12 protein-coding genes are annotated in these 13,931 nt (G+C 70.7%); 5 read left to right on the top strand and 7 right to left on the bottom strand.

Going from position 1 to position 13,931, the window contains the following annotated elements:
• Window position 1: 1 nt before the first annotated feature.
• A complete protein-coding gene (locus IU476_RS01705; protein ID WP_195095843.1) occupies window positions 2-1,333 on the top strand; it encodes a lipase family protein in 1,332 nt (443 codons plus the stop codon).
• 59 nt (window positions 1,334-1,392) lie between these two features.
• On the opposite strand, the gene IU476_RS01700 is transcribed toward IU476_RS01705, so the two are convergent.
• From IU476_RS01700 to IU476_RS01685, 4 genes are all read right to left on the bottom strand, one after another.
• Complete coding sequence (locus tag IU476_RS01700; RefSeq protein ID WP_195095842.1) at window positions 1,393-2,229, bottom strand: mycofactocin-coupled SDR family oxidoreductase; 837 nt, start codon at window positions 2,227-2,229, stop codon at window positions 1,393-1,395.
• 2 nt (window positions 2,230-2,231) lie between these two features.
• Window positions 2,232-3,512 (bottom strand): cytochrome P450, encoded by a 1,281-nt coding sequence (locus IU476_RS01695; RefSeq protein ID WP_195095841.1) that lies wholly within the window; start codon window positions 3,510-3,512, stop codon window positions 2,232-2,234.
• 195 nt (window positions 3,513-3,707) lie between these two features.
• The gene (locus tag IU476_RS01690; protein ID WP_195097328.1) at window positions 3,708-4,232 is read right to left on the bottom strand and encodes a hypothetical protein; all 525 of its coding nucleotides are present in this window, start codon (window positions 4,230-4,232) and stop codon (window positions 3,708-3,710) included.
• Window positions 4,233-4,690: 458 nt separating this feature from the next.
• Window positions 4,691-5,407, bottom strand: a complete 717-nt coding sequence (locus IU476_RS01685; RefSeq protein WP_195095840.1) for an enoyl-CoA hydratase/isomerase family protein — start codon at window positions 5,405-5,407, stop codon at window positions 4,691-4,693.
• Between the two features lie 88 nt (window positions 5,408-5,495).
• Here IU476_RS01685 and IU476_RS01680 point away from each other — a divergent pair, with 88 nt between their 5' ends.
• From IU476_RS01680 to IU476_RS01670, 3 genes are read left to right on the top strand one after another with little or no spacing between them, the layout of a single operon-like run.
• Entirely contained in the window at window positions 5,496-7,043 is a 1,548-nt protein-coding gene (locus IU476_RS01680) for an AMP-binding protein (protein ID WP_195095839.1), read from the top strand.
• A 38-nt stretch (window positions 7,044-7,081) separates the two neighbouring features.
• Window positions 7,082-8,278: an amidohydrolase family protein gene (locus IU476_RS01675; RefSeq protein ID WP_195095838.1), complete on the top strand. Its 1,197-nt coding sequence runs from the start codon at window positions 7,082-7,084 to the stop codon at window positions 8,276-8,278.
• On the top strand, window positions 8,275-9,696 hold the full coding sequence (locus IU476_RS01670) for a FadD3 family acyl-CoA ligase (RefSeq protein WP_195095837.1): 1,422 nt from the start codon (window positions 8,275-8,277) through the stop codon (window positions 9,694-9,696). Before IU476_RS01675 ends, IU476_RS01670 begins: the two co-directional genes overlap by 4 nt.
• 6 nt (window positions 9,697-9,702) lie before the next feature.
• Here IU476_RS01670 and IU476_RS01665 read toward each other — a convergent pair whose 3' ends face one another.
• Together IU476_RS01665 and IU476_RS01660 are read right to left on the bottom strand one after the other, a co-directional pair.
• A complete protein-coding gene (locus IU476_RS01665) occupies window positions 9,703-10,716 on the bottom strand; it encodes an alpha/beta hydrolase (RefSeq protein ID WP_324193818.1) in 1,014 nt (337 codons plus the stop codon).
• 201 nt (window positions 10,717-10,917) lie between these two features.
• Window positions 10,918-11,571, bottom strand: a complete 654-nt coding sequence (locus IU476_RS01660; RefSeq protein WP_195095836.1) for a TetR/AcrR family transcriptional regulator — start codon at window positions 11,569-11,571, stop codon at window positions 10,918-10,920.
• Window positions 11,572-11,685: 114 nt separating this feature from the next.
• Between IU476_RS01660 and IU476_RS01655 the strand changes: the two genes are divergently transcribed.
• The gene (locus tag IU476_RS01655; RefSeq protein WP_195095834.1) at window positions 11,686-12,648 is read left to right on the top strand and encodes an SDR family oxidoreductase; all 963 of its coding nucleotides are present in this window, start codon (window positions 11,686-11,688) and stop codon (window positions 12,646-12,648) included.
• Window positions 12,649-12,667: 19 nt separating this feature from the next.
• Here the strand turns inward: IU476_RS01655 and IU476_RS01650 are convergent, their stop codons facing one another.
• The gene (locus tag IU476_RS01650; RefSeq protein WP_195095832.1) at window positions 12,668-13,825 is read right to left on the bottom strand and encodes a thiolase C-terminal domain-containing protein; all 1,158 of its coding nucleotides are present in this window, start codon (window positions 13,823-13,825) and stop codon (window positions 12,668-12,670) included.
• Window positions 13,826-13,931 lie beyond the last annotated feature (106 nt).

The following is a 13,931-nucleotide window of genomic DNA, read 5'->3' as shown; positions in this document are numbered from 1 at the left end:
CATGCAGCCACAGCATCGTCGCCGTCGGCCTGCCCGCCGCCGAGGCCGCCGCGCCTCGCGCGCCGCCGCACTGACCCTGGCCACGTGCACCGCCGTCGCGGTGAGCGGCCTCACCGCCGGACCGGCCGCGGCCGCCGACTTCTACACTCCCCCGGCACAATTCGCCGCCGAGCCCGGTGCGATCATCCGCACCGAACCCGTCCCCGTGCTGCTCGCGCCGCCCGGCGCCGACGGCCGGTGGCCGCTGGCCGGGCAGCGCGTGCTCTACACCTCGCAGACCCAGGACGGCAGCCCGGTCCCGGTCTCGGGCATCTTCCTCGACGCGACCGCGCCGTGGCACGGCGCGGGCCCGCGCCCCACGGTCGTCATCGCGCCCGGCACGGTCGGCCAGGGCGACCAGTGCGCGGTGTCGAAGGCGATCTCCACCGGGCTCTACGCCGACACGGAGAAGCTGAGCATGTCGGCGAACCAGGAGGCGCTGTCGGCCGTCGCGTGGAATGCCTTGGGCGCCCGCGTGTTCGTCACCGACTACATCGGCATGGGCACCCCGGGCGTGCACACCTACGCCAACCGGGTCGAGCAGGCGCACGCCGTGCTCGACGCCGCACGGGCGGCCGCGGCCCTGTCGGGCAACGAGCCCGGGACGCCGCTGGCGCTGTGGGGCTACTCGCAGGGCGGCGGGGCCACCGCGGCCGCGGCGGAACTGCAACCGCGCTACGCCCCGGAGTTGAATCTGAAGGGGACCTGGGCGGGCGGCCCCACCGCGGATCTGGCGGAGGTCATCCAGCGCATCGACGGCAACCTGATCTCCGCGGCGATCGGCTTCGCCGTCAACGGTTTCCTGGCCCGCTACCCCGAGCTGAGCGCCGCGCTGGACAGCCGGGTCTCCCCCGCCGGGCGGGCGCTGCTGACCGGGCTGGCGAACGAGTGCATCGCCGATGTCATCGTCAAGCAGCCCTTCACCCGCACCACCGACTTCACCGCCGACCACCGGCCGCTGCTGGACCACCTGCGCGAGGTCCCCGAGGCCGACCGCATCGTGCGCGAGCAGCGGATCGGCACGCTCACCCCGGCGAGCCCGGTGCTGGTCACCAACGGAATCAATGACGACACCATCCCCTACGCCCAAGCCCGCCGGCTCGCCGAGGACTGGTGCGCGACGGGCGCGACGGTCACCTTCCGCACCAATTCCTTGCCGCCGATCGCCCCGGGGGCGGTGCTGCCCAACCACTTCGGCCCCGAACTGATCGACGGTTACGGGTCGAACAACGCGATCGGCTACCTGCTCGACCGCTTCGCCGACAAGCCGCTGCCCGGCTGCACCTTCGACTGACCCACGCGTGAAAACCGTTCGGGCCCACCGGTTCTCCGGTGGGCCCGAACGCTGCGCCCCTACTTGAGCAGGCTGCCCCCGTCGACCGGCAGCGTGACGCCGGTGACGTAGCGCGACTCGTCGGAGGCGAGGAACAGCACCGCGTTGCTGATGTCGACCGGCTCCACCCAGCCGATCGGCAGCACGTGCATGAACTGCGCGACCGGGGCGAAGTCCTCCTTGGTCGGGTTCTCCAGATCCGGCCGGAACAGCTTCATCGTGCCCTCGTTCATGAACATCGGCGTGTCCACGTTCGTCGGGTGCACCGAGTTGACCCGGATGGAATGCTGGCCCAGCTCGACCGCGAAGGCCCGCATCAGCCCGACCACGCCGTGCTTGGCGGCCACGTAGTGCCCGGTGTTCGGGTAGGCCTTGAGCCCGCCCACCGAGCTGGTCAGGATGATCGAGCCGCCGCCGTTCGAAATCAGGTGCGGCACACCGGCCTTCGCGGCCTTCCAGACGCCGCCGAGGTTGATGTCGATCATCGTCTGCCAGTCCTGCTCGCTGGTCTGGTCCAGCGTCGCGCCGCCGTTGCCGATGCCCGCATTGGCCACCACCACGTCGAGCCGGCCCAGTTCCTCGACGCCGCTGTCCACGACCGCTTTCAGCGCGTCGTAGTCGCGCACGTCGACCTCGGCGGTGACGATGCGCCGGCCCAGGCCCTTCACCAGGTCGGCGGTCTCGGCCAGATCGTCGGGCGTGGACGCCGGGATCAGGTCGGTGCCGCTGACCGGCTTGCACACGTCGACCGCGATGATGTCGGCGCCCTCCTGGGCCAGCCGCACGGCATGGCTGCGGCCCTGGCCGCGCGCCGCGCCGGTGATGAACGCGACCTTGCCGTCTACCCGTCCGGACATGGTTACCTCGATTCGGGGGTGAAGGTGATGTGCAGGTCGGACAACCCGCGCAGGATGTAGGTGGGTTCGTAGTCGTAGCGGCGCGCGCCGGCCGGGCCGTGCCGCTGTTCGTCGATGCGGATGTCCAGCATCCGGTCCAGGATCCGCTCGATCGACACCCGTCCCTCCGCGCGGGCCAGCGGGCTGCCGGGGCAGGTGTGCGCGCCCCGGCCGAACGCCATGTGCTCGCGGAAGTTCTTGCGGTCCAAGCGGAATTCGTGCGGCTGCTCGAACCGGCGCGGGTCGCGGTTGGCGGCGCCGGGGCAGACCATCACCGTCGACCCGACCGGGATCTCGACCTCGCCGATCGTCGTCCGCCGCTTCGCCAGCCGGAAGCCGCTCTTCACCGGGGAGTCCATCCGCAGGGTCTCCTCGACGAAGGCCGGGATCAGGCTGCGGTCCTCGCGCAGCCGCTGCTGCACCTCGGGATGGTCGCCCAGCACCCGCAGCGCCGCGCTCAGCAGCTTGGCCGTCGTCTCCTGCCCGGCCGCGAAAAGGAATGTCGCCGAACGCACCACGTCGATGACCTCGGGCGTGGAGCCGTCGGGGTACTTCGCCAGCGCCAGCGAGGTCAGCACGTCGTCGCGCGGATGCTCCCGCCGGTCGCTGATGTAGGCGGCGAACTTGTCGTCCAGCCATTCCAGCGGATTGGACACCAGCACCTCGTCGTCGAGGGCGCCGACGCGCGCGCCGGGCCGGTCGGCGCCCAGCACGGTGCGGAACTGCCGGTGGTCCTCCTCCGGGACGCCGAGCACGTCGGCGACGACCAGCAGCGAGAACGGCTTTGCGTATTCGGTGAGGAATTCGCAGCGGCCCTGCGCGAGGAATTCGTCGAGCTGGCGATCGGCCAGCCGCCACATGAACTCCTCGTTCTCCTTCAACCGGGCCGGGGTCAGCAGCCGGGCCAGCAGCGAGCGGGCGTAGGTGTGCGCCGGCGGGTCCATCGTCACCATGTGCTCGAACATCGGCATCTGCGTGCGGTGCTGTTCGATCAGCGCGCCGATGTCGTCGCCCTCGATCTCGAACGGCAGCGGCGGGAACGGGCCGCCCACCGAGATCACCGACGAGAACAGGTCGGCGTCCTTGAGCACCTCCACCGACTCCTCGTACCCGGTGACCGCGTACACGCCGTGGTGGGGCTCCCGCGTCACCGGGCACTTCGAGCGCAGGTGGTCGAAGTAGGGATGCGGGTCGGGGACGAGCGTGGGATCGGTGAAGTAGTCCACCGAATCGAAGTCAATCATGCGGAGAACTCCTGCGTTCATCGTGGCAACCGTTAGCGATGGTAACACAATTACCACAGAACGGGAATCCCATTCTCATACTAACGCAACAGCAGATTCACCACCGTGGATCGATACCCTCGCCGCACGCCGAGCGGGCCGCAGCATCACGAAAGACGCTGCGGCCCTGGCGGTTTACTCCGAGACGGAAAAGGCTCAGACGCCGGCGGCGGGCCGTGCCGACACCAGGTCGCCCGCGCGCCGGCAGTCCGACCCGAGTTCGCCGGTCGAGAAGGCCTCGGTCGGGCCGACCTGTTCGGCGGGGAAGCCCGCGGCCGCGAGCGCGCACGCCTTGAAGGCCCGCGCGGCCACGCTCACCCGGTGCTGCACGGGCGCGACGCGGTCGTCGAGTTCGCCGGGCAGCCCGCCACCCCAGACCGCGACCTCGACCAGGCCGCGTTCGAGACATTCCAGGACACCCGCCCGCACCCGGCCGTCGGCGCGGAAGGTCTCCGCCGCCACGGCGACGGCGTCGGGCCAGGTGTCGTGCAGCGGCACGGCCAGCGACTGTTCCAGATCGAGCACCTCGGCGCCGAGAATGCCCAGCGGCCGCACATTCGCGCAGTCGGAGACCAGTACCGTCACCTCCCAGCCCGCGTACGTCCGGTCGAACAGCCAGCCCCCCACGTGGCGGATGACCTGCTCGGCACTCGGTGCGACGACCGCCAGTCTGTGGCGCAGCGGGCGGCGCCGCGCGTTGGCCCGCCAGCGCGCGGCCGAATTCAATTCCCGGACACCGTGTTCGATGGGATCGACGGATCGTGCAGCCATGGTTCTCATCCCGCCTCTCGAATGTGACGATCGCGGCAGGTCCAACGGCCGGGCCACACTACGGGCACCCCGCCGTCCGGCGGTCGGCCGGCTCGGCGCACAGCCGCGTCGCGGTGGCGGTGTGCCGGGAAGAGCCGACGGTCGCTCCGGTGGACGCACGGTGGTCAGGGCCGGTGACCGTAGTGCCGCGTCGCCCCACGGGGGAATCTACCGGTGAACACGGTAACCCGGTTACCCACTCTCGCGATGCGGTCCCGGCTCGTGCACTTATGTGATCTACGTCACTCTGAAACGTTATTATGCAACATAACTACCAGCACGCGGGCGGGCCGGTACAATGGTTCCTCCGCAGCACTCCTCGGCCGAAATCATTTGGCGCGGTTCATCACTCGTTCGGCGGCGGTCCAGTGCTCCTCGGCGGCCCACAGCCGCGCGAACGCCGTGACCGCCTCGGCCGGTGGTACGCCCGCCACCACCCGCTTGATCTCCGCCGCGGGACCGCTCGCCAGCGACCGGGCCAGCGCGCGCCACCCCGCGTCGAACTCCGCGCGCGGCAGTACCCGGTCCACCAGGCCCGCCCGCTCGGCGGCCGCGGCGTCGAGAATCGTCCCCGAGCCGGCGAGCAGCAACGCCCGGCCGCGGCCGACCAGGGCGGCCAGCCGCTCGGCCCCGCCCCACGCGGGCATGATCGCCAGCGACACCTGATTGAAGCCGATCCTGATGTCGTCGGCGGCGACGCGGATGTCCGCGGCCACCGCGACCTCCGCGCCGCCGCCGAGCGCGTGCCCGTTCAGCGCGGCCACCACCGGCCCCGGAAAGGCCGCGAGCCGGTCGCAGATGCCGCGCATCCGCCAGGCCATCTCCGCCGCCTGCGCCTCGGTGCGCAGCGCGGCCAGCTCCTTGAGGTCACCACCGGACACGAAGGCGCGGTCGCCCGCCCCGGTGAGCACGAGGGCCCGGGCCCCGGCGGCGGCATCGATCGCCGCGTCCAACCGGTCCATCGTGTCCGGGGCGATGGCGTTGCGGGCGTGCGGGCGATTGATGGTCACCACCGCCAGACCGTCGTCCAGCTCGAGCTCTACCATGTCTTGTTCTCCCCTTGGGAAATGTGGTTCTCTAATTGGGAGAGTAGCGTAACGGGAGTTGCGCCCGAGGTCCGACGGGAGTTCGACGATGCGCACGATCCCCCTCGAGCTGGTCCGGCGCTACCGGGCCGAGGGCTGGTGGACCGACGAGACGATCGGCGACCTGCTGGCGGAGGGCCTGGCCGCCGCGCCGGACACCGCCTTCCGCATCCATTCCGCCACCCGGCCCTGGTCGGGCACGTTCGGCGAGGTCGAGCGGATGGCGCGGCGGCTGGCGGCCGGCCTGCGCGGTCGCGGCGTCGAACCCGGCGACACCATCGCCTTCCAGCTGCCCAATTGGATGGAGGCCGCGGCGGTCTTCTGGGCGTCGGCGTTCCTGGGCACCGTGGTGGTGCCGATCGTGCACTTCTACGGCCGCAAGGAACTCGGCTACATCCTGGACGCGGCGCGCCCCGAGGTCTTCGTCACCACCGACCGCCCCGACCTCGCCGACCTGCACGAGCACATCCCGCTCGTCGCGGTGGTCGGCCGCGACTTCGAGGAGTTCCTCGATCCCGAACCGCTGACCGGCACACTGCCCGTCGACCCCGCCGCACCGGCGCTCGTCGCCTACACCTCCGGCACCACCCGCGCGCCGAAAGGCGTGCTGCACAGCCATCACACGCTCGCCTACGAGACGCGGCAGCTGGCCGGCATGTATCCCGCCGATCGCGGCGACCAGCTCACCGCCGCCCCGGTGGGCCACTTCATCGGCATGATCAACGCCCTGCTCATCCCCGTGCTGGACCGGGTGCCGATCAATCTCACCGACGTCTGGGACCCGGCCGCGGTGCTGGCCCTGATGACCTCCGACGGGCTCACCGTCGGCGGCGGCGTGCCCTACTACCTGACCAGCCTGCTCGACCATCCCGACTACACCCCCGCGCACCTGCCCTACCTGCGCTACGCGGGGCTCGGCGGCGCGCCGGTGCCCGCGGCGGTGACCACCCGGCTGGCGGCGCTGGGCATCGTCGTCTACCGCTCCTACGGCAGCACCGAGCATCCCTCGATCACCGGCTCCCACCACACCGCGCCGGCGGACAAGCGGCTGTTCACCGACGGCACGGCGCTGCCGGGCGTCGAGGTGCGGCTCGCGCCGGACGGCGAAATCCTCAGTCGCGGACCGGATCTGTGCCTGGGCTACACCGATCCGGAACTCACCGCGGCCGCCTTCGACGCCGAGGGCTGGTACCACACCGGCGACATCGGCGTCCTGGACGCCGACGGCTACCTGACCATCACCGACCGCAAGTCCGACATGATCATTCGCGGCGGCGAGAACATCAGCGCGCTCGAGGTCGAAGAGGTGCTGCTGACCCTGCCCGGCGTGGCGGAGGCGATCGCGGTGGCCGTGCCCGACGCCCGGCTGGGCGAGCGCACGGCCGCGGTGCTGCGCCTGCACCCGGGGCACGCCGCGCCCACCCTCGACGCGTTGCGCGCGCACTTCGCCGCGGCCGGGACCGCCAAGCAGAAGTGGCCCGAACACGTGCACGTCGTCGCCGATTTCCCGCGCACGGCCAGCGGCAAGATCCAGAAGTTCGTGGTCCGCCGGGACCTGGCGGCGGCCCGCCGCGAAGGCATTGCGGCTCACTATTGAAGAGAATAACATTCTCATAGAACGACAAGGAGGATTCCATGACGAAGGTCGAGCTGCCCTACCAGCTCTTCGACGCGGACAACCATCTCTACGAGACCAAGGAAGCGCTCACCCGGCACCTGCCCAAGGAGTACGAGGGGGCGATCCAGTACGTCGAGATCAACGGCCGCACCAAGATCGCGGTGCTCGGCCAGATCAGCGAGTACATCCCCAACCCCACCTTCGAGGTCGTCGCCCGGCCCGGCGCCATGGAGGAGTACTTCAAGCACGGCAACCCGGAGGGCAAGAGCCGCCGGGAGATCTTCGGCAAGTCGATGAAGGCGATCGACGCCTTCCGCAACCCGGAGGCCCGGCTGAAGGTCATGGACGACCTCCAGTTGCAGCGCGCCCTGATGTTCCCGACCCTGGCCAGCCTGGTCGAGGAGCGCATGCGCCACCACCCCGAGCTGATCCACGCGGTGATCGAGTCGCTGAACCGCTGGATGCTCGACGACTGGGGCCAGGACGGCAGCTTCGTGCATTCCGGGCGCATCTTCACCGTCCCGGTGATCACGCTGCCGATCGTCGAGCGCGCGATCGACGAATTGAACTGGGCCGTGGTCGAACACGGCGCCAAGGCCATTCTGGTGCGCCCGGCGCCGGTGCCCGGCTTCAAGGGCCTGCGCTCGTTCGCGCTGCCGGAGTTCGATCCGTTCTGGAAGCGGGTCGTGGAGCTGGACGTGCTGGTCACCATGCACTCCTCGGACAGCGGCTACTCGCGCTTCGACGCGGAGTGGGACGGCAACAACCTGGAGATGCTGCCGTTCCAGACCAACACCTTCGCCATGACCAACCAGTGGCGGCCGGTCACCGACGCGGTGGCCTCCTGGGTGTGCCACGGCGCGCTGAATCGGTTCCCGGAGTTGAAGATCGCGGTGATCGAGAACGGCTCGGCGTGGCTGGAGCCGCTGTTGCAGCAGCTGTCGGACGTGTACAAGAAGGCGCCGGAGGGCTTCGGCTTCCGCGACCCGATCGAGGCCATCAAGCAGAGCCTCTACGTCAGCCCGTTCTGGGAGGAGGACCTGGAGCGGCTGTCGCAGGTCATGGGCGCCGACCACGTGCTGTTCGGTTCCGACTGGCCGCATCCGGAGGGCCTGGCCGAGCCGGCGCGCTACATCCACGAGATCAAGGACATGCCGCTGGAGAACCAGGCCAAGATCATGGGCGGCAACCTGGCGCGGCTGCTGAAGGTATGAGCTGGCAGACCATCCCGGAGATGGTCCTGAGCACCGCCGACCGCTTCGGCGCGGCCGAAGCGGTCGTCGACGGTGAGATCCGCTGGAGTTTCCGCGAACTCGCCGATCGGGTGCGCCGGGCCGCGGGCGCCTTCGCCGCGACCGGGATCGGCACGGGCGACCGGGTCGCGGTGTGGGCGCCCAATTCGGCGGAGTGGATCGTCGCCGCCTTCGGCGCGCTCACCGCGGGCGCGGTACTGGTGCCGGTGAATACGCGGCTCAAGGCCGCGGAGGCCGCCGACGTCATCGGCCGCAGCGGCGCGAAACTCGTACTGGTGCAACAGGGTTTCCTGGGCGCCGAGTACACCGCCGGGGTGCCGGTGATCGACCTGAAATCCGATTTCCTCGGCAGCGGAACGCCTTTCGAGGCGGAGCTGGCGGGCACCGACATCGCCGACATCGTCTACACCTCGGGCACCACCGGCCGGCCCAAGGGCGTGATGATGAATCACGCACAGACCCTTCGCCTCTACGCCGAGTGGTGCGATCTGGCCGACCTGCGGGCGGGCGACCGCTATCTGCTCGTCAACCCGTTCTTCCACACCTTCGGCTACAAGGCGGGGCTGATCTCGTCGCTGATCCGCGGCGCGACCATGCTCCCGGTCCCGGTGTTCGACGTGGATCGGGTGCTGGAACTCGTTGCGCGGGAACGGATCACCATGCTGCCCGGGCCGCCCACGCTCTACCACTCGCTGCTCGCGGCCCGGGGCGAGCACGACCTGTCGTCGCTGCGGGCGGCGGTCACCGGCGCGGCGGACATCCCGGTGGAGCTGATCCGGCGGGTGCGCGAGGAACTGCCGTTCCGGTCGATCATGACCGGCTACGGGCTCACCGAGGCCGGCACCGCCACCGCGTCGCGCCCCGGCGACACCTTCGAGCAGATCGCCACCACCGCCGGGCAGCCCTGCGAGGGCGTCGAGGTGCGCATCGCCGGCGACGACGAGATCCTCATCCGCGGGTACAGCGTCATGCAGGGCTACCTCGACGACCCGGAGGCCACCGCCGCGGCGATCGACGCCGACGGCTGGCTGCACACCGGCGATCTGGGGCGGCTCGACCCCGAGGGCCGCCTGATCATCACCGGCCGCAAGAAGGACATGTTCATCGTCGGCGGCTTCAACGCCTACCCCGCCGAGATCGAGGGCTTCCTCCTGGAACACCCCGCGGTCGTCCAGGCGGCGGTCGTGGGCGTCCCGGACGAGCGCCTGGGCCAGGTCGGCCGCGCCTACGTGGTCAAGCGCGGCACCCTCACCGAGCGCGAACTCATCGCCTGGTGCCGAAATCGCATGGCGGGCTTCAAGGTTCCGCGTTCGGTGCGCTTCCTCGACGAACTCCCGCTCAACGCCACCGGCAAGGTGATGAAGGACCGGCTGCGCTGACCGTCACTATCCGACGGTCGTCTTCGCCCAGTCGATGACTGCCCGCTGGTAGTCGACGGTGTTACGCGCGAGGTTGACGGCGTGCCCGCTGCCGGGGAGCACAAAGGCCTCCAGGCGCGCGGCCGGGCCGAAGTACGGCGCCTCCGCGGCGCGCAGCGTCTCCGAACTCGCGCACACCGCGTAGCCGACGCCGCACGACAGCCGGTCCAGGCCGCCGTCGACGATGAGGACCGGGGCGTCGATGAGACCGGACATGCCCGGGAGGGTGGACAGCAGCCCGTCGGGATACTCGGTGAGGGAGAAGGCCTCCTTGGTCTTCTCGTCGAGCGCGAGGACCTCGGGATCGACATCGTCCGGCGCGTAGAAGTCGTGCAGGCGAGTGCCGGGACGCGAGACGAGATACTCGGAATCGTAACCGCGGCCGGCGAATTCGGGTTCGTCGACGGCTCGGTGGTAGGTGGAGATGACGCCGAGGGTCTCGCCGATGTTCAGCGAGTGCGAGTACCCGGTCAGCACCACGCCGTCGACGTCGTGGTGGGCGCTGGCCTCCATCACCGAGGTTCCCGAGGTCAGCGAGTGGCCGACGGTGACGACCTTCCGGAACGGCTCGGCGCCGGCCAGGCCCTGCCGCAGACCCTGCACGATGCGGTGCAGGGCGTCGGCGGTGGCCGAGGCCGTCAGCGAGAGCGCGGGCGGCCGGGTGCTGGCGCCGGTGCCGAGCCGGTCCACGACGAGTGTGGCGTAACCGGCGCGGTTCATCGCCTGCCGGAAGTTGTAGGTCTCCGGCTGATACGCGAAATCCCAGTACGCCCCGTTGTAATTGGACCCCGACATCAGCACCATGACCGTGTCGGCCGGTCCGCCCGCGGGCCGGCACAGCGTCGCGGCCAGCTGCCCCTGCGGCACCGGCACGGCGAAGGAGCGGCAGGCGTCCGGCTCGTCGGCGCGCGCCACCACCGTCGCGAACGAGAACAGTGCCGCCGCAAGGCATACCGCCGCAATCCGTACCGAGGCTCGCACGGAGGCTCCTTCTTGTGAGAGCGGAGATGCCCACTCGGACACCAAGGCCGATCGTCGGTGAGGCACGTTATCGGCCGCCACTGCGACACGCAAGACTCTCACTCGACCAGGTCGCGGCCACTCCCTCGCACGAAACCCGGAACGCGCACTCCGCCATAACCTTTCGCTGTCGAGGGCGTTCGATCGCACGGATCGCGGCGGTCAGCTCTCCCGGCCCAGCAACCCCGTCACGATCAACTCGGCGAGGGCGCGCGCAGTGCGCTCCTGGCTTTCCCGGGTGACCGGCGCGGTCCGGCCGAGCCGCTGCGCGAGCGGCAGTTGGACCAGCGCGGCGACGGGGCTGATCACGGCGAAGAACAGCACGTCCAGCGGCACGGCGGGCATGCGTCGCGCCGCCATGAGCCGGTCGAGGGCCGGGATCATCGGGTCCAGCGTCGGGCCCACGTAGTTGTCGTACAGGTAGTCCAGGCGCTCGGACTCGCGGGCGAATTCGTCGGCGAGCAGACGCCCGAGCAGCGGCGTCTCGACGGCGGCCCGATAGAAGTGGGTGATCACGGCCCGCACCCGCGCGGCGTCGTCCAAGTCGGCCGCCAGCAGTCGGGCGCGCTCGCGCTGGTCGCCCGCGAGCGCCGCGTCCACCACGGTCCGCCAGAAGTTGGCCTTGGAACCGTAGCGGTCGGTGATGAAGTTGTGGCTGACGCCGAGCCGGCGCGCGAGTTCCCGCACCGAGGTCCCGTCGTAGCCGAGTTCGGCGAAGGCCTCGATGCCGCGCCGCACGATCTCGGCCTCGGACGGCACCGGCCGCGTGCCCGCCCCGGGCCGCCCCGCTCCTCGCACCGACTTCCGCACCGCCATGCCCCGCATTCTCCCGATATTCCGTTCCGGGCCCGCCCGCGGCCCGCTTGACACCTGTCAGAATACGCCTAATCTGACAGGTGTCAGAACGGCTATCGGATGGGAGCCCTCGCCATGGCACGAACCACACCGGACATCGCGGTGCCCGATCTCACCGGCAAGCTCGCCGTGGTCACCGGCGCGAGCGACGGCGTCGGCCTGGGCCTGGCGACCCGGCTCGCGGGGGCGGGCGCGGAGGTCGTCATGCCCGTCCGCAATCCGGCCAAGGGCGAGGCGGCCGTCGCGAAAATCCTTGCGCTGCACCCGGATGCCCGCGTCTCGCTGCGTGATCTGGACCTGTCCTCACTGGCGTCCGTCGCGGCTCTGGCGGACCGGCTCGCCGAGGAGGGCAGGCCGATCCACTTCCTCGTGAACAACGCCGGGGTGATGACGCCGCCCGCGCGGCAGACCACGAAAGACGGCTTCGAGTTGCAGTTCGGCACCAACCACCTCGGGCATTTCGCCCTGGTGGCGCGGCTGCTCCCGCTGCTGCGCGCGGGCCGGGCGCGGGTCACCTCGCAGATCAGCATCGCCGCCGACGAGCGCGCCATCAACTGGGACGATCTCCAGTGGGAGCGCAGGTACAACGGCAACGGCGCCTACAGCCAGTCGAAGATCGCGTTCGGCCTGTTCGGTCTCGAACTCGACCGGCGCAGCCGCGCCGGGGGCTGGGGCATCACGAGCAATCTCTCCCATCCGGGGGTGACGCCCACCAATCTGCTCGCCGCCCGTCCCGAGGTCGGCCGCGACCACGATACCGTGCTGGTGCGGCTCATCCGCGCCCTGTCCGCGCGCGGCATCCTGGTCGGCACGGTGGAGACGGCCCTGCTGCCCGCGCTCTACGCCGCCACCTCCCCCGCGGCCGAGGGCGGACGCCTCTACGGCCCCAACGGTTTCCGGCACCTGTCCGGCGCGCCCGCCGAGCAGGAGCTGTACGCACGCCTGCGCGGCGCCGACGACGCCCGCCGCGTCTGGGAGATCTCCGAGGAGTTGGTCGGCTACCGATTCCCGGCGGTCCGCACGCAAGCGCCGGCCTGAGCGACGCGGCCCTCTCCGGTCAGCGCGGCCCTTCCAGGATCGTCACCGCCGAGACCGCGGTGGGCCCGCCGAGGTTGTGCGCCAAGCCGATTCGCGCGCCGTCGACCTGGTTGCCGGCGGTCCCGCGCAGTTGCTCGAACAGCTCGACGCACTGGGCCACGCCCGTCGCGCCGGGCGGGTGGCCCTTGGACTTCAGGCCGCCGCTCGGGTTGACCGGCAGGCTGCCGCCGACGGTCGTGACGCCGGCCTCCAGCAGCTTGTGCGCCTCGAAGCGGTCGGCGAAGCCGAGGTCCTCGTAGCTGATCAGCTCGATGCCGGTGAAGAAGTCGTGCACCTCGGCGACGTCGACGTCGGACGGGCTCAGGCCCGCCATCGCGAACGCCGCCCGGGCCGCGCGGACCGTGGCGGGGAAGGTGGTCATGTCCCGCTTGTGCTGGTGCATCACCGAATCCAGGCCGAGCCCGACGCCGCGGATCCACACCGGGCGATCGGTGTAGCGGTCCACCACGTCCTCGGCGGCCAGGACCAGGGCGGCCGCGCCGTCGCTCTGCGGCACGCAGTCGTAGACGCCGAGCGGGTCCGCCACGATCGGGGCCCGCAGCGCCTGCTCCAGGGTGATCTCGAAACGCAAGCGCGCCTTCGGATTACGGGCGCCGTGCCGGTGGTTCTTCACCGCCACCATGGCCAGATGCTCGCGGGTGGCCGGAGATTCGTAGAGGTAGCGGTTGACGTGCAGCGCGAATCCGGCGGGGCCGAACAGGCCGAGCTGATAGTCCCAGGCCGGGTCGCGCATCAGCATGCCCCACTCGCCGAGCAGGTCCTTCTGCGCGGTCTCGCGCAGTTTGTCCGCGCCGATCACCAAGGCCACGTCCACCGCGCCGGACGCGATCGCGAACAGCGCGTTGCGCACCGCGTCGTTGCCGGTGGCGCAGGAGTTCTCGATGTGTGTCACCGCGAGCCCGGGCAGGCCCAGCGCGTCGGCGAGCACCCCCGAGGGCGGCCCGTCCGTGGTGCCCATCGCCCCGAACCACGCGGCCTCCAGCTCCGCCGGCCGCAGCCCCTTGTCGACCGTGGCCGCGCACTCCGCGAACGCCATCGGCAGCAGATCCTTGATCCCGAGCGCGAAATGCTCCGCGAACGGCGTCATCCCCGCCCCCACAACAGCTACCTTCCGCATCCTGAACCCCTTGTGCCACAGCGCTTTCCACGCCCCGATCGCAGCGCCTCGCCGCCACCCCCGCCGACCCGCCGAAGACCATTCCCCCTCATACCGCCACCCCGGC

It is taken from the genome of Nocardia blacklockiae (assembly GCF_015477355.1).
In the GTDB taxonomy this organism is placed as follows: Bacteria; Actinomycetota; Actinomycetes; order Mycobacteriales; family Mycobacteriaceae; genus Nocardia; species Nocardia blacklockiae.
Note: the sequence above shows the minus strand (reverse complement) of the source record. Positions and strands in the feature narration are given on the sequence as shown.

Coding starts and splice junctions, on each gene's coding strand:
- IU476_RS01660 (WP_195095836.1), bottom strand. CDS start 11,571: ATGGCGGTGCGGAAGTCGGTGCGAGGAGCGGGGCGGCCCGGGGCGGGC.
- IU476_RS01670 (WP_195095837.1), top strand. CDS start 8,275: ATGAGCTGGCAGACCATCCCGGAGATGGTCCTGAGCACCGCCGACCGC.
- IU476_RS01705 (WP_195095843.1), top strand. CDS start 2: ATGCAGCCACAGCATCGTCGCCGTCGGCCTGCCCGCCGCCGAGGCCGC.
- IU476_RS01655 (WP_195095834.1), top strand. CDS start 11,686: ATGGCACGAACCACACCGGACATCGCGGTGCCCGATCTCACCGGCAAG.
- IU476_RS01700 (WP_195095842.1), bottom strand. CDS start 2,229: ATGTCCGGACGGGTAGACGGCAAGGTCGCGTTCATCACCGGCGCGGCG.
- IU476_RS01695 (WP_195095841.1), bottom strand. CDS start 3,512: ATGATTGACTTCGATTCGGTGGACTACTTCACCGATCCCACGCTCGTC.
- IU476_RS01675 (WP_195095838.1), top strand. CDS start 7,082: ATGACGAAGGTCGAGCTGCCCTACCAGCTCTTCGACGCGGACAACCAT.
- IU476_RS01680 (WP_195095839.1), top strand. CDS start 5,496: ATGCGCACGATCCCCCTCGAGCTGGTCCGGCGCTACCGGGCCGAGGGC.
- IU476_RS01650 (WP_195095832.1), bottom strand. CDS start 13,825: ATGCGGAAGGTAGCTGTTGTGGGGGCGGGGATGACGCCGTTCGCGGAG.
- IU476_RS01685 (WP_195095840.1), bottom strand. CDS start 5,407: ATGGTAGAGCTCGAGCTGGACGACGGTCTGGCGGTGGTGACCATCAAT.